This window comes from Sulfitobacter sp. NFXS29, from assembly GCF_040148765.1.
Classification (GTDB): Bacteria; Pseudomonadota; Alphaproteobacteria; order Rhodobacterales; family Rhodobacteraceae; genus Sulfitobacter.
Genome location: NZ_JAGDED010000001.1, coordinates 595,200 through 619,367 on the forward strand (window position 1 = coordinate 595,200; position 24,168 = coordinate 619,367).

Annotated in this window: 21 protein-coding genes; 9 read left to right on the forward strand and 12 right to left on the reverse strand. The window is 62.2% G+C overall.

Going from position 1 to position 24,168, the window contains the following annotated elements; all coding sequences use genetic code 11:
* Positions 1-97: 97 nt before the first annotated feature.
* The 3 genes from J3456_RS02965 to glmM are packed head-to-tail and all read left to right on the forward strand — an operon-like array spanning position 98 to position 3,383.
* Positions 98-1,027, forward strand: a complete 930-nt coding sequence (locus tag J3456_RS02965) for a dihydroneopterin aldolase (RefSeq protein ID WP_349578832.1) — start codon at positions 98-100, stop codon at positions 1,025-1,027.
* Positions 1,027-2,040, forward strand: coding sequence for a dihydropteroate synthase (folP, locus tag J3456_RS02970; protein WP_349578833.1), 1,014 nt, complete (start codon positions 1,027-1,029; stop codon positions 2,038-2,040). The genes J3456_RS02965 and folP overlap by 1 nt, the downstream gene beginning before the upstream one ends.
* Complete coding sequence (gene glmM, locus J3456_RS02975) at positions 2,037-3,383, forward strand: phosphoglucosamine mutase (RefSeq protein WP_349578834.1); 1,347 nt, start codon at positions 2,037-2,039, stop codon at positions 3,381-3,383. Before folP ends, glmM begins: the two co-directional genes overlap by 4 nt.
* Before the next feature lie 6 nt (positions 3,384-3,389).
* Here the strand turns inward: glmM and J3456_RS02980 are convergent, their stop codons facing one another.
* A complete protein-coding gene (locus J3456_RS02980; RefSeq protein WP_349578835.1) occupies positions 3,390-4,310 on the reverse strand; it encodes a DMT family transporter in 921 nt (306 codons plus the stop codon).
* A gap of 76 nt (positions 4,311-4,386) precedes the next feature.
* Positions 4,387-5,409 carry a ketol-acid reductoisomerase gene (ilvC, locus tag J3456_RS02985; RefSeq protein WP_067622701.1) on the reverse strand — a complete coding sequence of 341 codons (1,023 nt, stop codon included), beginning with the start codon at positions 5,407-5,409 and terminating at the stop codon, positions 4,387-4,389.
* A 134-nt stretch (positions 5,410-5,543) separates the two neighbouring features.
* Here ilvC and J3456_RS02990 point away from each other — a divergent pair, with 134 nt between their 5' ends.
* The 3 genes from J3456_RS02990 to J3456_RS03000 all read left to right on the forward strand — a co-directional run bounded on the left by J3456_RS02990 (position 5,544) and on the right by J3456_RS03000 (position 7,638).
* Positions 5,544-5,999, forward strand: a complete 456-nt coding sequence (locus J3456_RS02990) for an Lrp/AsnC family transcriptional regulator (RefSeq protein WP_349578837.1) — start codon at positions 5,544-5,546, stop codon at positions 5,997-5,999.
* Entirely contained in the window at positions 5,996-6,451 is a 456-nt protein-coding gene (locus J3456_RS02995; protein WP_349578838.1) for an Lrp/AsnC family transcriptional regulator, read from the forward strand. The genes J3456_RS02990 and J3456_RS02995 overlap by 4 nt, the downstream gene beginning before the upstream one ends.
* A 62-nt stretch (positions 6,452-6,513) precedes the next feature.
* The gene (locus J3456_RS03000; protein ID WP_349578839.1) at positions 6,514-7,638 is read left to right on the forward strand and encodes an aminotransferase class V-fold PLP-dependent enzyme; all 1,125 of its coding nucleotides are present in this window, start codon (positions 6,514-6,516) and stop codon (positions 7,636-7,638) included.
* An 18-nt stretch (positions 7,639-7,656) separates the two neighbouring features.
* Here the strand turns inward: J3456_RS03000 and J3456_RS03005 are convergent, their stop codons facing one another.
* Positions 7,657-8,856, reverse strand: a complete 1,200-nt coding sequence (locus J3456_RS03005; RefSeq protein ID WP_349578840.1) for a UbiH/UbiF family hydroxylase — start codon at positions 8,854-8,856, stop codon at positions 7,657-7,659.
* Positions 8,856-9,503 carry a pyrimidine 5'-nucleotidase gene (locus J3456_RS03010; RefSeq protein ID WP_349579131.1) on the reverse strand — a complete coding sequence of 216 codons (648 nt, stop codon included), beginning with the start codon at positions 9,501-9,503 and terminating at the stop codon, positions 8,856-8,858. The genes J3456_RS03005 and J3456_RS03010 overlap by 1 nt, the downstream gene beginning before the upstream one ends.
* A 101-nt stretch (positions 9,504-9,604) precedes the next feature.
* Between J3456_RS03010 and J3456_RS03015 the strand changes: the two genes are divergently transcribed.
* Entirely contained in the window at positions 9,605-10,258 is a 654-nt protein-coding gene (locus J3456_RS03015) for a GntR family transcriptional regulator (RefSeq protein WP_067622715.1), read from the forward strand.
* Here the strand turns inward: J3456_RS03015 and J3456_RS03020 are convergent.
* Positions 10,209-12,155: a glycosyltransferase family 2 protein gene (locus J3456_RS03020; RefSeq protein WP_349578841.1), complete on the reverse strand. Its 1,947-nt coding sequence runs from the start codon at positions 12,153-12,155 to the stop codon at positions 10,209-10,211. The two genes, J3456_RS03015 and J3456_RS03020, sit on opposite strands and share 50 nt — an antisense overlap.
* Positions 12,156-12,248: 93 nt before the next feature.
* Entirely contained in the window at positions 12,249-13,409 is a 1,161-nt protein-coding gene (gene carA, locus J3456_RS03025) for a glutamine-hydrolyzing carbamoyl-phosphate synthase small subunit (RefSeq protein ID WP_349578842.1), read from the reverse strand.
* A 194-nt stretch (positions 13,410-13,603) separates the two neighbouring features.
* On the opposite strand from carA, the gene J3456_RS03030 reads away from it, so the two are divergent.
* A complete protein-coding gene (locus J3456_RS03030) occupies positions 13,604-14,062 on the forward strand; it encodes a GatB/YqeY domain-containing protein (RefSeq protein ID WP_067622724.1) in 459 nt (152 codons plus the stop codon).
* A gap of 51 nt (positions 14,063-14,113) precedes the next feature.
* Here the strand turns inward: J3456_RS03030 and J3456_RS03035 are convergent, their stop codons facing one another.
* The 5 genes from J3456_RS03035 to J3456_RS03055 form a co-directional block, all read right to left on the reverse strand.
* On the reverse strand, positions 14,114-14,596 hold the full coding sequence (locus J3456_RS03035; protein WP_349579132.1) for a DUF2244 domain-containing protein: 483 nt from the start codon (positions 14,594-14,596) through the stop codon (positions 14,114-14,116).
* A gap of 79 nt (positions 14,597-14,675) precedes the next feature.
* Positions 14,676-15,050, reverse strand: coding sequence for a VOC family protein (locus J3456_RS03040; protein ID WP_349578843.1), 375 nt, complete (start codon positions 15,048-15,050; stop codon positions 14,676-14,678).
* A gap of 50 nt (positions 15,051-15,100) precedes the next feature.
* On the reverse strand, positions 15,101-18,541 hold the full coding sequence (locus J3456_RS03045) for a pyruvate carboxylase (protein ID WP_349578844.1): 3,441 nt from the start codon (positions 18,539-18,541) through the stop codon (positions 15,101-15,103).
* A 101-nt stretch (positions 18,542-18,642) separates the two neighbouring features.
* The gene (locus J3456_RS03050; protein ID WP_349578845.1) at positions 18,643-19,791 is read right to left on the reverse strand and encodes an alpha-hydroxy acid oxidase; all 1,149 of its coding nucleotides are present in this window, start codon (positions 19,789-19,791) and stop codon (positions 18,643-18,645) included.
* Positions 19,792-19,913: 122 nt separating this feature from the next.
* The gene (locus tag J3456_RS03055; protein ID WP_349578846.1) at positions 19,914-20,687 is read right to left on the reverse strand and encodes a hypothetical protein; all 774 of its coding nucleotides are present in this window, start codon (positions 20,685-20,687) and stop codon (positions 19,914-19,916) included.
* Between the two features lie 188 nt (positions 20,688-20,875).
* Between J3456_RS03055 and J3456_RS03060 the strand changes: the two genes are divergently transcribed.
* Positions 20,876-23,293 carry an ATP-dependent helicase gene (locus J3456_RS03060; RefSeq protein WP_349578847.1) on the forward strand — a complete coding sequence of 806 codons (2,418 nt, stop codon included), beginning with the start codon at positions 20,876-20,878 and terminating at the stop codon, positions 23,291-23,293.
* A gap of 245 nt (positions 23,294-23,538) precedes the next feature.
* Here the strand turns inward: J3456_RS03060 and J3456_RS03065 are convergent, their stop codons facing one another.
* A complete protein-coding gene (locus J3456_RS03065) occupies positions 23,539-23,751 on the reverse strand; it encodes a DUF1127 domain-containing protein (protein WP_067262642.1) in 213 nt (70 codons plus the stop codon).
* Positions 23,752-24,168 lie beyond the last annotated feature (417 nt).

Here is a 24,168-nt window from a genome sequence, read left to right on the forward strand (position 1 = left end):
GTGCCTTCGGGTGCTGGCCTGCCGTCGGTGGGCCTGCTAAATGTGCATCGAAGCGCCCCCGACGGGGCCCGATACCCTGATCCGATAGGCGCTGCCGATGTCCGACGACGAAATTCGACTTGCCTTTGCCCACCCTTCTGAGCGGGCAGAGACCATGGCCGGCCCTGAGCCGCGCGACCGCATTTCCCTGCGCGATCATATCGTTGAGGTAGAGATCGGCGCCTTTCAAGCCGAGCGTGACGTGACGCAACGGGTCTGTTTCAACGTGGTGGTCGAGGTGGCCCACCTGTCGGGCGTGGTCGATGACGACGTGGACCGCATCCTGTCCTATGACCGCGTGACCGAGGCCATCGCCGCCGAGCTCGCCGCCGAGCGGCTCAACCTTTTGGAAACGCTGGCCGAACGGGTGGCGGACCGGATTTTGATCGAACCGCAGGCGATGCGGGTTTTTGTGCGGATCGAAAAGCTTGACCGTGGCCCCGGTGCGCTTGGGGTTGAGATCGTGCGGGCGCGGGAGGGCGGTGCCAAAGCGCAGGATGCCGCCCAAGAAGCACCGCAGCCGCGCGTGGTTTACCTGTCAAATGCGGCGATTGCCTCTGACCGTTTGACCGGATGGCTTGACCAATTGGAAGCCTCCGCCCAGCCCGTGATCCTTTGCGTTGGCCCCGCGGACATCGCGGCCCCACGGGCCGCAGACGAGAAAGCGCAGCGCCACATCGACCTTTTGGCGATCGAACAGAACGCTTGGATGCTCTGGGCGCGCGATCCCCGCTGCGCGGTGGTGGGCAGCCGGACAGAGTTGGACTGGGCGATGAAAAACGGCCAGATCAGCATCTGGGCGCCCGCGCGGATCGTGCTTGATGCGGTGGACGGCCCCGCCGCCCCGCCAAGCGCGGCACCGGCCTTGGCTGCGTGGTTCGCAGAGACCTCTGCCGCCAGCGAATTGGTGTTGATCGGCGCAGACCGGCCCGAGGGCGCGGCACTGCCGATGCGGGTGCTCGATATCGACACTGCGGAGATCGCCTGATGTCCGATTACCACCGCCCCTTGGTTCAGGTCGGTCCCGCGCGGCCCGACGGCGCGCTGACCCTTGCGGGCGGCTGGGGCTGGTTTACCCATGTTGAGGTATTGGCGCGGGGGCAGGCGCCGCATGTGATCACGGCAGACGCGCTCCCCCCCACGGCGCGGGCGGCGTTGACCGCGCCGCGCCCGGCCATCGCAGGGCTGACTTTCGACCGCCCCCGCGTGATGGGGATTCTCAATGCCACGCCCGACAGTTTCTCAGATGGCGGTCGCCATGCCGATCCACAGATCGCGGTCGCGGCGGGGGCGGCGATGCGGGCGGCGGGGGTCGACATGCTGGATATCGGCGGCGAATCGACCCGTCCGGGGGCCGAGACGGTGCCCGAGCACGAAGAGATCGCGCGCGTTCGGCCCGTGATCGAAGGGCTGCGCGCCGCTGGAACCGGAGCGATCAGCATCGACACCCGCAAAGCCGCCGTGGCCGAAGCCGCTGTCGCGGCGGGAGCGGATTTGGTCAATGACGTGGCCGGGCTGACCTTTGACCCGGCGCTCGCGCCCTTTTGCGCGGCGCGGAACCTGCCGGTCTGCGTGATGCACGCCCAAGGCGACCCGGCCTCGATGCAACGTGACCCGCAGTATGAAAACGTCCTGCTCGACGTCTATGATTATCTGGCGGGGCGGATCACCGCGTTGGAGGCCGAGGGCATCGCGCGGCACAACATCATCGCCGATCCCGGCATCGGCTTTGGCAAGACGCTTGAGCATAACCTCACGCTGCTTGCAAATCTCAGCCTGTTCCACAGCCTCGGCGTGCCGATCTTGCTGGGCGCATCGCGCAAACGCTTCATCGGCACCATAGGCGGCGGCGCGGCTGGGGAAGATCGCGCACCGGGGTCCATCGCGGTCGCGCTGGCGGCACTGAGCCACGGTGTTCAGGTCTTGCGCGTCCACGACTTGGCGCAAACCATCCAGTCCATTTCACTTTACCGCGCGGCACTGACAGGAAAGCAGCTATGACAAAACTCTTTGGTACAGATGGCGTGCGCGGCACCGCCAATATTCACCCCATGACCGCCGAAATGGCGCTGCGCATCGGTGCCGCCGTGGGGCGCTATTTCCGGCGTGAGAAAGACACCGTGCACCGTGTGGTCATCGGCAAGGACACGCGGCTGTCGGGCTATATGTTCGAAAACGCGCTGACGGCGGGCCTTACCAGCACGGGGATGAACGTCCTGTTGCTGGGGCCGGTGCCGACGCCTGCGGTAGGCCTGCTGACGCGGTCGATGCGGGCTGATCTGGGGGTCATGATTTCGGCCAGTCACAACCCGGCCAGCGACAATGGCATCAAATTCTTTGGGCCGGATGGTTTCAAGCTTTCCGATCAGGTCGAACAGGAAATTGAAGCACTGGTCGCCGAAGGGGTCGCGCCTTCGGAGCCGGATCAGATCGGCCGGGCCAAACGGATCGACGACAGCCGCTATCGCTATATCGAACGGGTCAAATCCTCTTTCCCGCGGCAGATGCGTCTTGATGGGCTGAAAGTGGTGATCGATTGCGCCCATGGCGCGGCCTACCACGTGGCGCCCATGGCGCTGTGGGAATTGGGTGCAACCGTGATCCCCGTGGGCGTGGCTCCCAATGGGTTCAACATCAACGATGGCTGCGGCTCGACCCAGCCGCAATCCGCAGCAGAGGCCGTGGTGGCAAATGGTGCCGATGTGGGTATCTGCCTTGATGGCGATGCCGACCGGGTGATCTTGATCGATCAGAATGGCCGCATCGGGGACGGCGACCAGTTCATGGCGCTGATGGCCGCCCGTTGGGCCGAGGAAGAGCGGCTTGCGGGCAAGGCGCTTGTGGCCACGGTGATGAGCAACCTCGGGCTGGAGCGTTTCCTCGACGACCGCGGTCTGCGTTTGGAGCGCACGAGCGTGGGCGACCGCTATGTGGTGGAACGGATGCGCGAAGGAGGCTTTAACCTTGGCGGGGAGCAGTCGGGTCATATCGTGATGACCGACCACGCGACCACGGGCGACGGCCTTATGGCCGGGATGCAGTTTCTGGCTGAGATGGTCCGCTCGGGCAAACCTGCCTCGGAGCTGCTGTACCAATTCGACCCGGTGCCCCAACTGCTGAAAAACGTCCGGTTCTCCGCTGGGCAGACCCCGTTGGAGGAGGCGCAGGTCAAAGCCGCCATCGCGCAGGCCGAGGCCGATCTGGCGCAAGGCGGGCGGTTGTTGATCCGCAAATCGGGCACCGAGCCGCTGGTCCGTGTCATGGCCGAACATGAAGACGCGGCACTGATGGAGCGTGCCGTGGACAGCGTGGTTGACGCGGTGAATGCGGCGGTGGGCAGCTAGGCTGTCCTACCCGCGCTGGAACAGCCGTTTCAGCGCGCCGTATTGGCTGAGCCCGACCCCCGCAAGGATCAGCGCCATCGCATAGAGCAGCGACATCGGCAGCGGCTCTGACAGAACCAGCGCCCCCAAGAGGACCGACCAGACCGGCACTTGGTAATTGACCAAGGACATAAAGACCGGCCCGGCGGTGCGCACAACATAGACCCGCAAAAAGGCCGCGCCTGCGGTGGGAATCAGGCCCAGAAAGGCCAAGACGGCCACGATCTTGGGGCTGGGCAGGGGCGGCGGGCCTTCGCTGATAAAAGCGGCAGGCAACATAATGCCTGCACCGATCAGCATAAGGATTGTGGCCAGCCCGATCGGGTCTACCGACGGCAAGCGGCGCATGAGGATCGAGCTGATGGCATAGCACGATGCCGCGCCGACGCAGGCGATACGCCCTGCAGTCTCCATCGCGGCACCGGTGCTTTCAAATGCCTGCCCGCCGATCAATACCACCACGCCGATAAAGCCAATGACAAAACCGCCAACCTTGCGTGGGGTCATGCGCTCTCCCGGCAGTAGGAAATGCGCCATGGGCAGGACGATCAGCGCGACCGAGGCCATGGTCACCCCGGCAAAACCAGAGGTCACATATTGCTGACCCCAAGCCAGCAGTGAAAACGGCACGGCTGAGCTGATAATGCCGATGGTGGTCAGTGTCGCGATCACGCCCCGCGTCGGGCGGTCGGCGAATAGCGCGAAACCGCGCCCGGCCCATAGCGCCAGCATCACCACCGAGGCAAACCCGATCCGAGAGGCGGCGAGCCAGAAGGGCGTGATGCCCGTCAGCGCAATTTCGATGGCCAGAAAGGTGCCACCCCAGACAAAGCCCAGAATGGCGATCAGCAGCCAACTGGTGCGGGTGATCTGAGGCGTGGTGTTCATCGGGGCTCCGGCGTAAAGGCAAAGACCCCGGCGCAAGGCCGGGGTCGATGTCGTCTCATCTTGAAGGGGAGATGGCTCAGTTCTTGGCCTTGTCCACCATCTTGCCTGCGGAAATCCACGGCATCATCTCACGCAGCTTTGCGCCGACCTGTTCGATGCGGTGCTCGTCGTTGATGCGACGTGTGGCTTTGAACGAAGGCTGGCCGACAGCGTTTTCCTGCATGAAGTCACGCACGAACTTGCCATTCTGGATGTCCGTCAGCACGTCTTTCATGCGCTTCTTGGTCTCGTCGTAGGGCAGGATGCGCGGGCCGGAGACATATTCGCCGTATTCCGCGGTGTTCGAGATCGAGTAGTTCATGTTGGCGATGCCGCCTTCATAGATCAGGTCGACGATCAGCTTCACTTCGTGCAAGCATTCGAAATAAGCCATCTCAGGGGCGTAGCCCGCCTCGACCAGTGTCTCAAAGCCCATGCGGATCAGCTCGACCAAGCCACCGCAGAGCACGGCCTGCTCGCCGAAGAGGTCGGTTTCGCATTCTTCACGGAAGTTGGTCTCAATGATGCCCGAACGGCCGCCACCGATGGCGGAGCAATAGGACAGACCGATTTCCAGCGCCTTGCCGGATGCGTCTTTGTCGACAGCCACGAGGCAGGGAACGCCGCCGCCTTTGGTGTATTCGCCGCGTACGGTGTGGCCGGGGCCCTTGGGCGCCATCATGATGACGTCGACGCCTTCTTTGGGCTCGATCAGGCCGAAGTGGACGTTCAGACCGTGGGCGAATGCAATGGCGGCACCCTCGCGGATGTTGTCATGCACGTATTTCTTGTAGGTCTCGGCCTGCAGTTCATCGGGCATGGTGAACATGATCAGGTCGGCCCAAGCAGCCGCTTCGGCGATGCCCATGACCTTGAGGCCTTCGCCCTCGGCTTTGGCGGCAGAGGCGGAGCCTTCGCGCAGGGCGACGACGAGGTTCTTGGCACCCGAATCGCGCAGGTTCAGCGCGTGGGCGTGGCCTTGGGAACCGTAGCCGAGGATCGCTACTTTCTTGTCCTTGATGAGGTTCACGTCGCAATCGCGGTCGTAGTAAACGCGCATGATCTTATCCTTTGGTTGATCTCTATCTGGGGTTCACCATAGCGATGTTGCGTCTCGTGGCCATTGTCATCGCAAAGGTATTTGTGAAAGAATGAAGATAGTTATTCGTCGTTTCACTGGAAAACGGAAAATTCATGCTTGATGATCTGGATCGCCGTATTTTGCGCTATTGGCAGGCGGAGCCGAGCCTTAGCCCCGGCGAGTTGGCGGAGCGGTGTAGTATCACCTCTGGCAAGGCGGCGCGGCGGATTGCGCGTTTGCAAGATCAGGGGATCGTGCAGGGCAGTGGTGTGGTGATTGACTGGACAGCCCTTGGATATGCGTTGGAGGTGTCCTTGCGGGTAACACTGGACAAGACGCAGCCCAATGCCTTCGACATCTTTATGGCAGAGGCGCGGCAGGTGCCTGAGGTGATCGAGCTTCAGACGTTTTTGGGCCGGGTCGATCTGCGGCTGTCGATCATCGCGCGGGATATGGGGCATTACCAGCAGATCTATCGCAGTCGTATCCTCACCCTGCCGCATATCGCCGAGATCGAGGCGTTGATGCATGTGGCGCGGATCAAGACCCAGGAGGGGCTGCCGTTGTGATTGAGCTTGATGAGATTGACCGGTCGCTGCTGCGCGCTTTGGCGCGGGATGCCACGCAGAGTGCGAGCGCATTGGGGCGGCGGTTGGGTCTGTCGCAGCCTGCGACATGGCGGCGGATCAGGCGGTTGGAAGAGGGCGGCGCGATTACGGGGAGACGGTTGCGGTTGAATGCCGAGGCTTTGGGCTTTGGCGTGACCGTTTTTCTGGGCATCAAACTGGCCACGCGGGGCCGGGTGAGTTTGGAGGATTTTGAGCGGGCGGTGAGTGCGATTCCCGAGGTGCAGACGGTGGAGCATGTTTTGGGACTTTTCGACTATCGCTTAAGGGTCGTGGCACGGGACCTGCCTGACTTCGAGCGTGTGCTGAGGCGGCGGATCATGACGCTGCCCGGCGCGGGGGAGGTGGAGGCCAATGTGCTCTTGAGCGAGGAGCGCCTTCCGGGGCCGCTTTAGCCGCGAATTGCCTTTTGCGGCGGCGGGCCATATGCCTTTGATCGAAAGATGGAGGAAGAACGATGGCATTGCTCGACACGGTAGACCCCACGGGGCTTGATGAATTCAGCGTGGTCTTTACCGACCGTTCGCTCAACCACATGTCAGCAGAGTTTCAGCAGGTCATGCGCGACCTCTCGGGCTGGCTGGGCGAAGTGTACAACGCCGACGCTGTGGCGCTGGTGCCCGGTGGCGGCACCTATGCGATGGAAGCCGTGGCCCGGCAATTCGCGCGCGGCCAAGACGTGTTGGTGGTGCGCAACGGGTGGTTTTCCTACCGTTGGAGCCAGATCATTGAGAGCGCCGATCTGACCAAGAGTGCCGGGGTGATGAAGGCGCGGATGCAGGGTAACGCCAGCCCCGCGCCCTTTGCGCCCGCGCCGATTGACGAGGTTACTGCGGCTATTCGCGCGCAGAAACCGCAGGTCGTGTTTGCCCCGCATGTGGAGACAAGCTCGGGCATGATCCTGCCGGATGACTACATCAAAGAAATGGCTGCGGCGGCGCATGAAGTGGGCGCGCTGATGGTGCTTGATTGCATCGCCTCGGGCTGTGTCTGGGTGGATATGAAGGCGCTTGGCGTCGATTTGCTGATCTCGGCCCCCCAAAAGGGGTGGAGCGCGTCGCCTTCCGCTGGGCTTGTGATGATGTCCGCGCGGGCAGAGGCGCGGTTGAATGAGACCACATCGGATAGTTTCGCCATCGACCTGCGCAAGTGGCGCGACATCATGAAAGCCTATGAGGCGGGGGGGCATGCCTATCATGCGACCATGCCGACGGATGCGCTGCGGCTGTTCCGTGATACGGTGAACGAGACCCGTGATTATGGGTTTGACCGGTTGAAAGAAGCGCAGTGGCGTTTGGGGGAAGCGGTGCGGCAGGTGCTGGCCGCACGGGGGGTGACTTCGGTAGCGGCTGACGGGTTTGCCGCGCCGGGTGTGGTGGTTGGCTACACCGCCGATCCGGATGTGCAAAACGGCAAGGCGTTTGCCGCTCAAGGCATGCAGATTGCTGCCGGGGTGCCGTTGCAGGTGGGAGAGCCGGATGATTTCCGTACATTCCGTCTGGGGCTGTTCGGGTTGGATAAGCTCTATGACGTTGACGCTACCGTAGCGCGGCTAACGGCTGTGCTCGACGAGGTTTTGTAAGACAGCCTGCGCCGCGACTTAGCGGCGCAGGCCCAGCCCCATTTGCATCAGCATTTTGCGCACTTGGGGCAGGGCGTAGAGCGCATTAAGCGCCGCCGCCCGCGCATCGCGGGCCAGTGGGCTGCTGGCTTGGCTAGCCCGGTTCAGCAGGTCAATGCCCCGGACGCGCAGGCTGATGTCGGCGTGGCGGGCCTTGTGATAGGCCTCTAGCATCTCGGCATCGCCGAGCTTTTCAGGCGATTTGCGGGACAGTTCCAACAACGTCACCAGATCGGTTAGTGACATGTTCAGCCCCTGCGCGCCGATGGGGGGCAGCACATGGGCGGCCTCAGCCACCAATGCCACCCGTTCGGCGGAGAGGCGCTTGGCCTCTTGGCTGATGATCGGCCAAAGCGCGCGGGGGCTGGCGAGGGTCAGCGGCCCGAAAAGATTGGCTGAGCGCGCCGTCGCCTCGGCCTCAAAGGCGGCGGTATCCAACATGGCGCGGGCTTGGGTCGCCGGGCCATCGTCCATCCAAACCACGGCGGAACAGGGCATGCCGTCGCGGTCGGGCAGGGGGACGAGGGTGAAGGGGCCGCCGGAGCGGTGCACTTCGGTAGAAACATTCTCATGCGGGATGGGGTGTGTCACGCAAAAGGCCAGGGCCTTTTGGCCATAGCGACGGGTGGTGACCTCGATCCCGGCGGCATCGCGCATCGGGCTGTTGCGCCCATCGGCGGCGATCACCAGTCGCGTTTTGATGCGGCTGCCGTCGCTGAGACCGACACGGGCCTCGGAGCTGCGGGTGAAGAGCGTGGTGGTGCCGGGGCCGGGGCGAAAATCGACATTGGGCAGCGCGTTCAGGCGGGCCAGAATCTCGCGGCGCAGCAGCCAGTTGGGGAAGTTCCAGCCGAAGGGCGCATCTGAGATATCGGCGGCATCGAACTCGCGGGTAACGCGGGGGCTCGAGTCTTCGCCGCCCGCATCGACGACCCGCATGATCTGCAAAGGGGCGGCATGGGGGGCGAGGCGGTCCCAGAGGCCGGCGTCTTCCAGCAGCAAGCGCGCCGGTTGCAGCAGCGCGGTAGAGCGCATGTCGGCGCCCTCGGCCGCGCCGTCGGTGACGGGCGGTGTGGGATCGACGCAGATCACGTCGAAACCCGCCGCGCCAAAAGCGGCGGCGGCGGTCAACCCGGCGATGCCGCCACCGGAAATCAGGATATCGCAATCAAAGGTCATCAGCCCGCCACCCGTGTCAGAAAATCGCAGAGGTTTTGCGTATGGTAGTGGATGTGGTCGCCTTCGCCACGTGTGGGCGCCACATGCACCGTGCGCATCCCCAAGGCGTGCGGGGCCGCAAGGTTGCGTGGATCATCCTCAAACATCGCGGCGGCTGCGGTTTGGAAACCGTCAATCGCAAAGACTTTGTCATAGGCGGCGGCTTCGGGTTTGGGCAGGAAATCCGCATGTTCGACGCCGTAGACCGCATCGAATAGCCCGGTAAGCCCGCGCGCCTCAAGGACCCGCTCGGCGTAAGGAGCGCAGCCGTTGGTGTAGACGATGCGCCGCCCCGGCAGAACGCGGATCGCTTGAGCGAGCAGCGGATCAGGGGTCAGCCGGTCCATCGGGATGTCATGCACTTCCGTGAGGTAAGGGCCGGGATCGACACCATGTTCGCGCATCAGCCCCGCCAGCGTGGTGCCATAGGTCTGCCAATAGTGCTGGCGCAGGTGGTTGGCCTCGGCCCGGTCGACCTTGATGGCGCGCATCACCCAATCGACCATACGCGCTTCGATCAGATCGAAAAGCCGCGCCTCGGGCGGGTAGAGCGTCTGATCAAGGTCGAAGACCCAAGTGGTGACATGAGAGAAAGCATCGCGCGGCATGGCGCAGAGGTAGGCCGAGACGGGCAGCCGCGCAAGCCCTCCCGGGTTGCGCATATGGTCGCGGTGAGTAAGGTGGCGCAACTTTCAAGGACTGATAGCTCATGCCCGACGCCAAAACTGGCCCGACCGACGCCTATTCGATGATTCTAGAGGCCATCGACATCGGCACTTATCGCCCCGGTGACCGGCTGGTGGAAAGCGAGTTGGCCGAGCGTTTCGGCGTGTCGCGCACCCCGATCCGTGAGGCTTTACAACGGCTTGAGACCCAATCGCTGCTGATGCGCGATGGGCGCAGCCTGATAGTGGCTTCGCTGGATCACAACCAAATGGCCGAGCTCTACGTCGTGCGGGGGGAGTTGGAAGGCTTGGCCGCGCGTCTGGCCGCGCGCCATGCCACGGCTGAGGAAGTGCGCGTGCTGCGCGAGATGGTGGATGCCGACAACGCGCTGGCGGGCAATCCCAATGCGCTGGCGCGGGCGAATAAGCGGTTTCACAAGCAGATCCATTTGGCGTCGCACAACCGCTATCTGGTGCAACAGCTTGACCTTGTACACCGCTCCATGGCCTTGATGGCGACCTCTTCACTTGCGGTGGAGGGGCGCGGGGAGATCGCGCAGGCCGAACATAACCGCATTGTGGAGATGATCGAAGCGCGCGATGAGGATGGCGCGGACGAGGCGCTGCGGACGCATATTTCCGTCGCGTTCATGACCCGATTGAAGCAGGAAGCGGCCCGGCGCGAGGAAGATTTTTAAGCTTCTTTTTCTGCGGCCTTACGTAGCGGGGCAAGGTCTGACCATGGGCGGTTTTGTCCCAAAAGTGGGGGCTGCGATAGAGTTCATAAAGTGCCTTGGCAGCGGCTACGGCCCCCAGGGCAAAATAGAGCGGGAGGGTGATGACCCATGGCAGCAGGTGGCGCTGCCCACGGTTTGAGACCGCAATCACAGAGGCGCAGAGGTTTAGCAGTTCGGATAGGATGAATAGCGCGAATACCGCCGTCATGACGGGTGGGGCAAGCCAATCAGTGACGGGGTGGTACAGCCCAAAGAAGCTTAACCAGAGCGACCAGAGCAGCGGGGCGAGGGCGAATTGCGAGGCCGTTGCAATAAAGATCGCCTGCACGCCGATGAACCGCCGCAGCCCGAGGTCTTGCAGCAGGGCGCGCGGCCTCTGCATATGGACCGCCCATGTGATGAGATAGCCCTTCAGCCACCGCGATCGTTGCCGCACCCAAGGCCAAGGGCGGCAGTTGGCCTCCTCAAAAGTGGTGGTGGGCATCAGTTCGGTCACATAGCCGCGCCGCGCCAGTCGAAGACCCAGATCGGCATCCTCGGTCACGTTGTGGGCGTCCCAAGCGCCGAGCCGTTCAAGGATATCGCGGCGGAAGAACAGGGTTGTACCACCCAAGGGGACAACCAGCCCCAGTCGGGCCACACCGGGTAGGATCACCCGCCACCACGTGGCATATTCGATGGCGAAACAGCGCGCCATCCAATTGCTGCGGCTGTTGTAAAAGTCCAGAACCCCCTGCAAACAGGCGACATTCTCGGGCGCGTTTTGAAAACGGGTTACGATCTGTTCAATCTGGTCCGGCTCTGGCGCATCCTCGGCGTCCCACACGCCGATGATACTGCCCCGGCAGAAGTCGAGCGCATAGTTCAGCGCGCGGGGCTTGGTTTTGAGCGCCCCGGCGTAGGGCACTTCGATCACGCTGAACCACGGCGGTAAAGGGGTGCGGGCGATGGTCTTTCGGGTGAGGCTGTCACTTGCTTCAAGGACCAAGACCACCTCCAGCAGTGATTTGGGGTAGGTCAGCCAAGACAGCCGCGCGATAAGCGCCTGCGCGATCTCTTCCTCATGCAGCAACGGCACGAGGATAGAGACGCGGGGCAGGCGGAACCCCTTGATATCACTGGCCTCTGGCAGTGCCCGCGGTGGGGCGGGCCGGATGAGAGACGCCCAAAGCGCCGCCGCCTTGAGACCACTGGTCAAAAGCAGCGTAAAGGCCCCCCAGAGAAGCGCCATGGCGAGGACTGCGGAGGGAAAGAATACCAGTAGGGCAACGAGGGACAGCAGAATGGCCCGCAGCGCAAACCGCCGTTTTCGGCTGCGCACCCCCCAGTTTCGACAGCTTTCGGCATCCGCCACACGGGTGACGGCATGATGCGCGAGCTCTGTCGCGTAAAGGCGGCCGATCTGGGTCTGCACCTGCTGGGGGTCGGCGATGACCAGCACCAAGGACTCCCCCCTTTCGCCTAAGGCACTGCAAAGCTGGGAAAATTCGGCGGGACGGCTGCTGGCCACGAAAAGCCGGTCCCCCAGTTCCAGCCAAGGCACCGCGCCAAATTTCAGACAGAGGCGCGCGGGTATCCGAGCAGAGAGGCGCGGATCGGAGGGGCTGCGCGTAAGATCGACTGGCTGCGCACCGTACTGCCGGGCGAGCGCCCTGACGATGTCATCAGGCGCGACCAGCCCTTCGGTCGCAAGGACCTCGCCCAAGGGAGCGTCGATCCGGCGCTGTAGGTCGAGCCCGTGGAGCAGATCGCTTGGCCCGATGACCCCCGCCGCAATCAGATGCTGACCCAACCGCATCCGGCGGGCGGGCGCGGCGGCCATACGCGGCGCTGAGAGTGTAAGGCGAAGGTTGCTCATTCCGTGCCCCGTCGAGGTTCCGGAATGAGACTGGCAGGCGACCGTTAATTGAGAATTAACAGCCGCCAATGCAATCAATGCATGTGGAAAATTTTAGGCGTTTCGCGCGGCCATGGCTTCGCTGAAACGCTCGAACAGGTAGTAGCTGTCCTGCGGGCCGGGGCTGGCTTCCGGGTGGTGCTGCACCGACCAAACCGGGCGGCCATCGACGCGGATGCCGCAGTTCGACCCGTCAAAGAGCGACACATGCGTCTCGCGCACGCCTTCGGGCAGGGATTGGCCATCGACCGCGAAACCGTGGTTCATCGAGGTGATCTCGACCTTGCCGGTGTCATAGTCTTTGACCGGGTGGTTCGCCCCGTGGTGGCCGTGGCTCATCTTGACCGTGGTCGCACCAAGCGCCAACGCCAGCATCTGGTGACCAAGGCAGATGCCAAAGACCGGCAGATCGGTTTTATCCAGCACGTCGCGGATCATCGGCACGGCATAGGCGCCGGTCGCTGCCGGATCGCCCGGACCGTTGGAGAGGAACACGCCGTCCGGCTTATGCGCCATGATATCGTCATAGGTCGCGGTGGCGGGCAACACGGTCACGTCGCAGCCCGTAGAGGCGAGGCAGCGCAGGATGTTGCGTTTCGCGCCGTAGTCTACGGCCACGACCTTGTGTTTGGCCTCGGTCTGGGGCGCGTAGCCGTCGGGCCATGCCCACCGCATCTCATTCCAACGGTAAGTCTGGGCGCAGGTGACATCCTTGGCCAGATCCATGCCTTCGAGACCGGCAAAACCGCGGGCGGCGGCGACCAGCGCTTCGATGTCGAAGTTGCCGTCCGGGTCATGGGCGAGGGCAGCGTGCGGCGCGCCCTGCTGGCGGATCGCGCGGGTCAGGCGGCGGGTGTCGATACCACCGATGGCGATGCGGCCACGTGCGGCGAGCCAATCCGACAGCGGCTGGATGTTGCGCCAGCTGCTGGGCGTAGTGGGCATCCATTTGACGACCATCCCGGCGGCGACCGGATCGCCGGTCTCGTCATCTTCGGGGTTGGTGCCGACATTGCCGATATGCGGGAAGGTGAATGTCACGATCTGGCCCGCATAGGAGGGGTCGGTCATGATCTCTTGGTAGCCGGTCATCGCGGTGTTGAAGCACAACTCCGCCACGGTCTGGCCGGTGGCGCCAAACCCCATGCCGTAGAAAATCGATCCATCCGCGAGGGCAAGGCAGGCGGTTGGGCGTGGGCGAGCGGGCGCGGACATGGGGCAGTCTCCGGGCAGAAATGGGCGGGTAAACGGGTGGCAACCTAATCCCGCGCGGGCGCGGGGTCAATAGCCGGAGAGAAATGAGATATCGTTTTATAACAGTAGGTTACCTTCCGTCGCCCCCCATTGCTCCGCGCGGAGAGAGCAGGTAAGCTGCGACACTTGGATTTAGCGAAACACAGGAAACCACCATGTCATTGCGGATGCGCATCTCGGATGCTTTGAAACAGGCCATGAAAGACAAGGCGGCGGACCGGCTTTCGACGCTGCGGCTTATCAATGCCGCGATCAAGGACAAGGACATCGCCGCCCGGGCCAACGGCACGGATGAGGGCGTGTCGGATGCAGAAGTGCTGGGCATTCTCAGCAAGATGGCCAAGCAGCGTCAGGAATCGGCGCGCGCCTATGAGGAAGGCGGGCGTCTGGACCTTGCGGAGCGTGAGCGTGAAGAAGTCGAGGTGATCGAAGAATTCCTGCCACGGCAGCTGAGCGTCACTGAAACCTCTGCCGCCGTGGATAAGGCCGTGGCCGATGTGGGCGCGACCTCGATCCGCGACATGGGCAAGGTCATGGGGCTGCTGAAAGAGCGCTATACCGGTCAGATGGATTTCGGCGCGGTTGGGCCGGTTATCAAAGACCGCCTGAGCTGAGCCGCGATCAAGGTTTGAGATGAAGGGCTGGGCCGTTGGGTCCGGCCCTTTTTAGGTGTGCAGGTGACGTGACAGATCATCGTAAAGCGCGATGCGCTCCTCTTCGCTGAGGAAGGCCCCGATCTCTACCTCGCGGCCCTCGCCGCGCAGGGTGACGTAATGCGGCACCGGGCCGTCATCGTCGTATTTCTTTACCCTGGTCCAATAGCGGTTGCAGTTCCAATCCTTCACCTCGCCCTTGGCGGTGGTATGCACCAGCCGCGCCGTGGTGTCGTCGAGGGTCAGCACCTCTTCGATTTGCCGGGCGCGATGATTGTGCTGCAAGGCCCAGTAAACCGCGCCCAAGGCCAAGAGCACGAAGGGCAGCAGGCCCCAGAGCAGGGCGGTGCCGAGCATGGCGAAAAGCGGGATCATCGCCAGCGTGAAAGTCGCCAGCATAAATGCCGCAAAGCCGCGCGCGGGCAGGGATTGATGCGGCCAAAGGCGCATCTGCTGCGGATTGGCGCGGGGCGGGGTTGTCCATTCGTAGGGCATGGGATCGCTCAGGCTCACTCAACCGCCAAGATAGCGGCGCGGCGGGCGATGGCAATGCGGCGCGGGGACGCGGACGCGGTCAGTCGCCCAGCAGATCCCAGCGGTTGCCGAAAGGATCGCGGAAGACGGCAACTTTGCCATAGGGCTCGTGCCGCGGTAATTCTTCAAATATGACGCCAGCAGCGGTCAGACGGTCGAATTCCGCCGTGAAATCATCTACTTTCAAGAACAGCCAAACGCGCCCCGCGCCCTGTTTGCCAATCGCGGCCTTTTGCTGGTCGTCATCGGCTCGGGCCAGAATGAACCCCGTCTGCGCGCCGGGCGGGGTGACGCGCACCCAACGTTTGCGGCCCTGATCAACGTCTTCGGTCAGGTCGAACCCCATGACGCCACAGTAAAAATCGATTCCCGCGTCATAGTCAGGAACGATCAAGGTTATCGCAGAGAGATGCATCGTTTCGCTCCAAGTGGCAGGCGCGGTGGAGGGCCGCGCCCGCAGGTGGTTTACTCTAGTTCGACCAAAAGGTCCTTAGCGTCGATCTGCCCGCCTGCCTGAACATGCACGGCCTTCACAGTGGCATCGCGCTCGGCATGCAGGCCGGTCTCCATCTTCATCGCCTCGATGGTCAGCAACAGGTCGCCCGCTTTCACGCTCTGCCCCTCTTTGACCCCGACCGACGCCACGACCCCCGGCATCGGCGCGCCGATGTGGTTGTCGTTGCCGCTTTCGGCCTTTGGCCGCTGGACGGTGGCATCTTTCACCAGACGGTTGGCCACACGGATCACCCGCGGCTGGCCGTTCAACTCAAAGAAGACCTTCACTTCGCCATCTTCACCAGCCTCGGATTCGGCCTGAAGACGTATCTCCAACGTCTTACCGGGGTCAATCTCGGCCGAGATTTCAGCACCCGGCTCCATGCCATAGAAGAACGTATGCGTGGGCAGGGTGCGGACCGGACCATAGACGCGGTGGCGGCCCATGTAGTCGAGGAACACCTTGGGATACATAAGGTAGCCGCAGAGGTCGTCATCATCGATCTGCATGCCGTCCAATTGCTCGGACAGGTCCTTGCGCAGGGCCTCCAGATCGACGGGTTCCAGATGTTTGCCGGGGCGTTCGGTGTTCGGTGTCTCGCCTTTCAGCACTTTCTTGACGATGCCTGCTGGAAAACCGTTGGGCGGCTGGCCCAGATTGCCGCGCATCATGTCGATCACGCTGTCGGGGAAGGACACATCGACGTTCGGGTCTTCGACCTGCGCGCGGGTCAGCCCTTGGGAAACCATCATCAACGCCATGTCGCCCACGACCTTGGACGAGGGCGTGACTTTGATGATATCGCCGAACATCTGGTTCACATCCGCATAGGTCCGCGCCACCTCGGGCCAGCGGTCCTCCAACCCCATGGAGGCGGCCTGCGCCTTGAGGTTGGTGAACTGACCGCCGGGCATTTCGTGCAGATAGACCTCGGAGGAGGGCGCCTGCATGCCGGTTTCGAATGCCGCGTAATGACCGCGGACTTCTTCCCAGTAATCAGAGATTTCGCGCACGGCCTTCATGTCGATCCCGGTGTCGCGGTCTGTGTGTTGCAGAGCCGAAACCACAGTGCCGAGCGTCGCCTGCGAGGTATTGCCAGAAAGCGCGTCCATCGCGCAATCGACAGCGTCGACCCCCGCCTCAGAGGCCGCGAGGATTGTGGCGGTGGCGCTGCCTGCGGTGTCATGGGTGTGGAAGTGGATCGGCAGACCAACCTCGGATTTCAACGCCTTGATCAATGCGCGGGCTTGGGCGGGTTTCAGCAGACCGGCCATGTCTTTCAGCCCCAGCACATGCGCGCCGGCAGCTTTCAAATCCTTACCCATGTTGACGTAATACTGAAGGTCGTATTTCGCGCGGTCCGGATCGAAAATGTCGCCGGTGTAGCAGATCGTACCTTCGCAAACCTTGCCGGAGGAGACCACCGCATCCATTGCCACGCGCATGTTCTCGACCCAGTTCAGGCTGTCGAAGACGCGGAACACATCGACGCCGGTGTTGGCAGCGGTGGCGACGAATTTCTGCACGACGTTGTCGGGGTAGTTGGTATAGCCCACGCCGTTGGAGGCGCGCAGCAGCATCTGGGTCATCACATTGGGCAGGGCCGCGCGCAGATCGCGCAGACGCTGCCACGGGCATTCCTGCAAAAAGCGGTAGGCCACATCAAAGGTCGCGCCGCCCCAGCATTCGACAGAGAAAAGCTGCGGCAGATTGGCGGCATAGGCGGGGGCCACCTTGATCATATCAATGCTGCGCATCCGCGTGGCCAGCAGCGACTGATGCGCGTCGCGCATGGTGGTGTCGGTGATCAGCAGCTGACGTTGTTGCCCCATCCAATCGGCCACGGCCTGCGGGCCTTTTTGCTCCAACAGGTTGCGTGTGCCCATCTGCGGCTCGCCGCGCAACACGGGCGGTTTGGGATCGCGAACATGCGCAGCAGGCAGGGCGTGGCCCTTGGTCTCGGGATGGCCGTTGACGGTGATGTCGGCGATATAGGTCAGCACCTTGGTGGCGCGGTCGCGGCGCTGCTTGAAGTTGAAAAGCTCCGGCGTCTCGTCGATGAACTTGGTGGTGTATTCGTTGTTCAAAAACGTCGGGTGCTTCAGCAGGTTTTCGACGAAGGCGATGTTGGTCGACACGCCGCGCACGCGGAATTCGCGCAAGGCTCGGTCCATCCGCGCGATCGCCATCTCGGGCGTGGGCGCCTTGGCCGTGACCTTGGTCAGCAGGCTGTCGTAATAGCGCGTGATGACGCCGCCCGCATAGGCGGTGCCGCCATCCAGACGGATGCCCATGCCGGTGGCAGAGCGGTAGGCGGTGATGCGGCCATAGTCGGGGATGAAGTTGTTCTGCGGGTCCTCAGTCGTGACGCGGGTCTGCAGCGCGTGGCCGGTGAGGGTGATGTCTTCCTGACGCGCCTTGCCGGTGGCTTCGGCCAGCGGTTTGCCCTCGGCGATGAGGATTTGCGCGCGGACAATGTCGATGCCGGTGACCTCTTCGGTGACGGTATGTTCGACCTGCACGCGCGGGTTCACTTCGATGAAGTAGAATTTGCCGTCGTCCATATCCATCAGGAATTCGACGGTGCCCGCGCATTCATAGTTCACATGGGCACAGATTTTGCGGCCAAGCTCGCAAATCTCGGCGCGTTGGTCTTCGGAAAGGTATGGCGCCGGGGCGCGCTCGACGACCTTTTGGTTGCGGCGCTGGACAGAGCAGTCGCGCTCATAGAGGTGGTAGATATCCCCCTGTTTGTCGCCAAGAATTTGCACTTCGACATGGCGCGCGCGCAGGATCATTTTCTCGAGGTAGCCCTCGCCATTGCCAAAGGCGGCTTCGGCCTCGCGGCGGCCTTCGCGGACTTTTTCCTCCAACTCCTTTTCCGACATGATCGGGCGCATGCCACGACCGCCGCCGCCCCAAGAGGCTTTGAGCATCAGCGGATAGCCGACTTCCTTTGCCTCGGCGCGGATTGCCTCCATGTCGTCACCCAACACTTCGGTCGCAGGAATGACAGGCACGCCTGCTTCCATGGCGACGCGGCGGGCAGAGGCTTTGTCGCCCAAAGCGCGCATGGTCTCGGCGCGAGGGCCGATGAAGGTGATGCCGTTTTGCGCGCAGGCATCGACGAACTCGGGGTTCTCTGAAAGCAGACCGTAACCGGGGTGGATCGCGTCAGCGCCGGCGGCCTTGGCCACGCGGATCATCTCATTGATGCTGAGATAGGCGGCGACGGGGCCGAGGCCCTCGCCGATGCGGTAGGCCTCATCCGCTTTGAACCGGTGCAGGCCAAGCTTGTCTTCCTCGGCGTAGACCGCGACTGTTTTCTTGCCCATCTCATTTGCGGCCCGCATGATTCGGATTGCGATTTCACCGCGGTTGGCGATCAGGATCTTTTTGAAATCGGTCACTGGTTGGTCTCCCCTGCTGGTTTTGAAGGCAGCTTAGGGATGCTGCGGTGCAGCGCAAGAGGGCTGTGGCAGTCTTTGTCACATTTCTGCAAGGTTTCCGTTCAAAGCGGCGACAGATCAAAGGGGGCGGGCAGGTCGCGCAGGCTGCCTGCACCCAACTGCCCCATATTGGCAGTAAGATCGCGCGCGAGCAGATCGATTAGGTGATCAACCCCGCGCGGCCCAAGCGCCGCGAGGGCAAAGTGGAAAGCCCTGCCGAGCATGACGAAATCCGCGCCGAGCGCAAAGGCGCGCAAAATGTCGAGACCCGATTCCACGCCGCTGTCAAAGATAACTGGCAGTTTCGTGGCTGCGCGAATGGCGGGCAGCGCCTCGGCGCTTGCGGGGGCGGCGTCGAACTGGCGGCCTGCGTGGTTCGAGACCCAGATCGCATCCGCGCCGGCTTTCTCCAGGGCGGTCGCATCTTCGGGGCGCAAGACACCTTTGATCACCAGCGGGCCATCCCAATGGGCGCGCAGCCAGTGCAGATAGTCCCAATCAGGCGCGGTGCGCAGCAGATAGCCGACATGGGCGGTTGGCGGCAGGTTCGCGCTGGCCGTGCCTTCGGTATATTTGTCGAGCATCTTCATATGGGGCAGACCACGGCGCGCCATGCCCACGGCCCACGCGGGCCGCATCGCCACCTGTGCCATCAGGCGGGGGGTAAGCTTGGGCGGGCTGGTCAGGCCAGATCGGGTCTGCCGCTCACGGCGCGAAGCAACCGGAACATCGACGGTGAGGACCAACGTCGTGAAGCCGGCGGCTTTGGCGCGGGCCAGCATGTCGGTGCGAATTTCGGGGTCCCGCGGGGGGTAGAGTTGGAACCAACCATGCGCGCCCAGATGGGGTGCAACATCTTCGGGGCTTGTGGCGGCGACGGTGGAAAGGCCAAAGGGAATGCCCGCCCGATCCGCCGCGCGGGCAAGGTGGGCTTCGGCATCGGGCCAGATCAGACCGGACATGCCCAAGGGGGACATGCCAAAGGGCAGAGGCAGCTTTTGGCCCATCAGTTCAACGCTGAGATCGGGTGTAAATTCACCGTGCAACACCGATGGCATAAGCCCGACACGGTCCAAGGCCGCGCGGTTGCGGTGTTTGGTCGCCTCCGTCCCGGTGGCGGAATCAAGGTATTCCCAAACGAACTTGGGCAGACGCGATTGTGCGCGGCTGCGAAGGTCCGAAAGGGCGGGATAGGTTGCATGTAGGTCCATGGCGGCATTTGCGCCAAAGGGTTACGGATTGTCCAGATGGAGAAGATACGCGGAGATCAGGTCGGTGCCCCGCCGATGGAGTAAGGGCGCTGCGCGCGCGGCGCGGTTTTCCGCCCGCCGAGTTACTGGCGGAAAATCGACCGGGCGAGCGGGGCTGCTTCGCTGATCTTACGGTTCGGCGCGGTGGGTAGGTTGTCGGCCATATCCACAAGTGCTGCGATGGCCGCTTCGATTTCGTCGCTGTCGCTGTTGGTGTCACCATCCATATCGATCAAATGCACGGTCGGGGTCGCCTCGGCATCCAGACGTTCCTGTGCGATCGAGCGCAACTCTTGCATGGTGCTGTCGATGGCGCGGCAAAGCCCGGCCAGCATCCCCGCCGATCCGGTGAGTTTTGCCGGGTCAATCAGCCCTTTTTCAGCGGCATCCAGCACCGTCGAAATTTGTTCGAGTTTGAACGAAGATGTCGCCGCGAAATAGCGTACATCCTCAAAAGCGAGGGTGTCGCGGTTATCCCGTTGCACCCGTTCCACGACAATGGCGCTGCCTACCACCCGATCAAGGCCGCGGTAAGACTGGACATGATGCAGCGTAGTGTCCCAGATCAGCGGCCCGCGCGGCATATGCAGCATCTCACGGTAGCGGATTTGACCGGCGTTTGAGACGCAGCGCGCATAGCGTTCATTCACCGCCTCAGCCTCTTCATAGGGCATTAAACTGTGCAGGGGGCGGTTTATCACCTCATCCATCACCATGCCGCTATGCGCTTCATGGGCGGTGTTGAGGGCAAGAAGTTCGAAGTGCCCGCTGTCGGCGTTCAATTCTGCAATGAACATCGGCAGCTTGAACCGGTCAATTTCTCGGCGCAGTACCGAAGTATCATCGTTTCTGAACATGAGCGGTTCCTCTCGTTTGTCGTTGTGTCATCACCTTGGCCCCAAAGCATTATCAACGGGTAAAGATTTGCCCTGCATTTGAAATTCCCTGCCATTGCGTGCCCGCCCAATGGCGCCTAATAGTCTTTCGAAAGAACATTTGCGGAACGTCTCTTTATCTCGTATCGCGGACGCGCTAGATTGTGGGCATGAGTGATTTTGACGAAATGGACGCCTTTGAGGGCGCTTCCCTGTCCGACCGCGCCATGGCCGCGCGCCCGCAGCCTTATCTGGAGGGGTTGAACCCCGCCCAGCGTGCTGCGGTTGAGACGATGGACGGACCAGTGCTGATGCTTGCGGGGGCAGGCACCGGCAAGACGCGGGCACTTACGGCGCGAATCGTGCATCTGCTTAACACCGGGCGGGCGCGGCCGAATGAGGTTTTGGCGGTCACCTTTACCAACAAGGCCGCGCGAGAGATGAAGAACCGCGTGGGTCAGATGCTGGGCCAGCAGGTGGAGGGGATGCCGTGGCTTGGCACGTTCCACGCGATCTGCGTCAAGCTGCTGCGGCGCCATGCGGAATTGGTGGGGCTGAAAAGCAATTTCACGATTCTCGATACGGATGACCAGCTGCGTTTGCTCAAGCAACTGGTCGCTGCAGAGGGGATCGACGACAAACGCTGGCCCGCGCGGATGCTGGCGGGGATCATCGACGGCTGGAAGAACCGCGCCCTGACCCCTGATAAGATTCCAAGCGCGGACGCCGGGGCCTATAACCACCGTGGGCCCGAAATTTACGCGCAATATCAACGCCGTCTGGTTGAGCTGAACGCCACCGACTTCGGTGATCTGCTGCTGCATATGGTGACGATCTTTCAGACGCATCCGGATGTGCTGGCTCAGTATCAGCGCTGGTTCAAATACATCCTCGTCGACGAATATCAGGATACCAACGTGGCCCAATACCTGTGGCTGCGGCTGCTGGCGCAGGGGCACAAGAATATTTGTTGCGTCGGTGACGACGACCAGTCGATCTATGGCTGGCGCGGGGCCGAGGTGGGCAACATCCTGCGGTTCGAGACGGATTTCCCCGGCGCCCATGTGGTAAAGCTCGAGCAAAATTACCGCTCAACGCCGCATATTTTGGCCACCGCCTCTGGCGTGATCGCGGGTAACGAGGGGCGGTTGGGTAAGACCCTCTGGACCGAAGAGACCGAGGGCGAGAAAGTGCGCCTGATCGGGCATTGGGATGGTGAGGAAGAAGCGCGCTGGATCGGGGATGAGATCGAATCCGCGCAGCGTGGCACACGAGGGCTCGACCCATTCTCGCTGGATGACATGGCGATTTTGGTTCGGGCAAGCCACCAGATGCGCGCCTTTGAAGACCGGTTTTTGACCATCGGCCTGCCTTACAAGGTGATCGGTGGCCCCCGATTCTATGAGCGTTTGGAAATCCGCGATGCCATGGCCTATTTCCGCGTGGTCACCAGCCCCGACGATGATCTGGCCTTTGAGCGGATCGTGAACACGCCAAAACGCGGTTTGGGTGAAAAAGCGCAGCAGAAAATCCAGCGCACCGCGCGCGAACATGGGGTGAACCTTGTCGAAGGGGCGCGAATCCTTCTGGCGCATGGGGGGATCGGCGGCAAAGGGGCGGCGCAACTGCGGCTGTTGATCGACGGAATCGACCGTTGGTCTTCGATGCTGCAAGGCCCGCGGATCGAAATCAGCGAAGACGACTCGGTGCTTGACGATGGCGCGGCGCCGCTGAGGGTGGATTACGGCCCGCCCGAGGTCTCTCATGTCGAACTGGCCGAAATGATTCTCGACGAGAGCGGCTATACCGGCATGTGGCAGAATGACAAAACGCCCGAAGCGCCGGGGCGGCTGGAGAACCTCAAAGAACTCGTGAAAGCGCTGGAAGGTTTCGAAAACCTGCAAGGCTTCCTCGAACATGTCAGTCTGATCATGGACAATGAACAGGAAGGCGACGGAGAGAAGGTCTCGATCATGACGCTTCATGCGGCCAAGGGGCTGGAATTCCCTATGGTTTTCCTGCCAGGTTGGGAGGATGGATTGTTCCCCTCGCAGCGCTCGATGGACGAAAGCGGGTTAAAGGGGCTCGAAGAAGAGCGACGGCTGGCCTATGTCGGCATCACCCGCGCCGAGCAGATTTGCACGATCTCTTTTGCCGCCAATCGCCGGGTTTTTGGCCAGTGGCAGAACGCAATGCCGTCCCGTTTTATTGATGAGCTGCCCGAAGAACATGTAGATGTGCTGACCCCGCCGGGGCTTTACGGTGGTGGTTTCGGCGCGGCGATGCCGCAATCCGACCTGCATGACCGCGCGGCGAGCGCGAATGTCTATAACTCTCCGGGGTGGAAACGCCTGCAATCGCGCAGCGGGGCGCGGGGCACTAGCCAGCCGCGCGAAAGCCGAAATGTCACGATCGACATGCAGGCGGTCGCCGCCTTTGAAATGGGCGAACGCGTTTTCCACGATAAATTCGGCTATGGCGTGGTGATCGGTATGGAGGGCGACAAGATGGAAGTCGCTTTTGAAAAGGCCGGGACCAAGAAGGTCGTGTCGCGTTTCCTGACCGGTGGTAACGACGTGCCGTTCTGACGCGCCGTCGCACCGCGAAGGCGGGGCTGTCAAAAGCCCGCCTAAACAAGGCCTTAAAAACAAAAACGACGACACCTTGGGAGGAAGGTGCCGCCGTTTCTATGTCGGCCCGAAGCGTCGAGGGAGGGTCGGCTTCGGGTCTCCTTGCGGGGTCCGCCTCATTCAGGGAGGAGGAAGGTGACGCGCACCCCGGCTTTCAGACGGCAGAACAGGGAGGGGTTCTGACGTCCGATCTCTATCTCTGCTTAGCCGCGGGAAGATTCCCATGCGACGCGGCGCAGTTCGGAACGGCTCAGACCAAGGTCAGCCAGTTCGCGGTTGCTCAACGCGCTCAGACCGTCAAAAGTTTCACGGTACAGACGGTGCTGTTTGTAGCGGGTTGCCAGGGCTTCGAATGCGCCGCCGATACGGGCGAAGACGGAAGTTGTGTTTGCGGTTGTTGTGTTCATGTAAGCCATTTCGGCGCCTCTTTTTTCATCTGTGGATCATCTCGTTGCCTGCTATTTACGCTCTTTCTGCATTTGCACAACGGGCATAAAGTCAATGCCGCTATGCAGAAATCGCATAGGTTTGTATCGGCGCAACTTATTGATAAAAAACACTTTTGATCCTGCGGCGAAACGGCGCAATGTCATAAAGCTGTCATATGGGGGCGAAGTGGGAAAGGGGCGACGACATCTGGGAGGAGGTAGATGTCGCCGCCAATTACAGACACATCCGGGAGGAGGATGGAGGCGTCTGGTCTTTCCAAACTCATCTGCATCCGGGAGGAGGAGGGATGCATCCAAGTCTTGGTCAAATCAGACACATTCGGGAGGAGGATGAATGTGTCTGGTCTTTCCGAAAGCGGGGCGCTTGGCCCTGCCTATGAACCT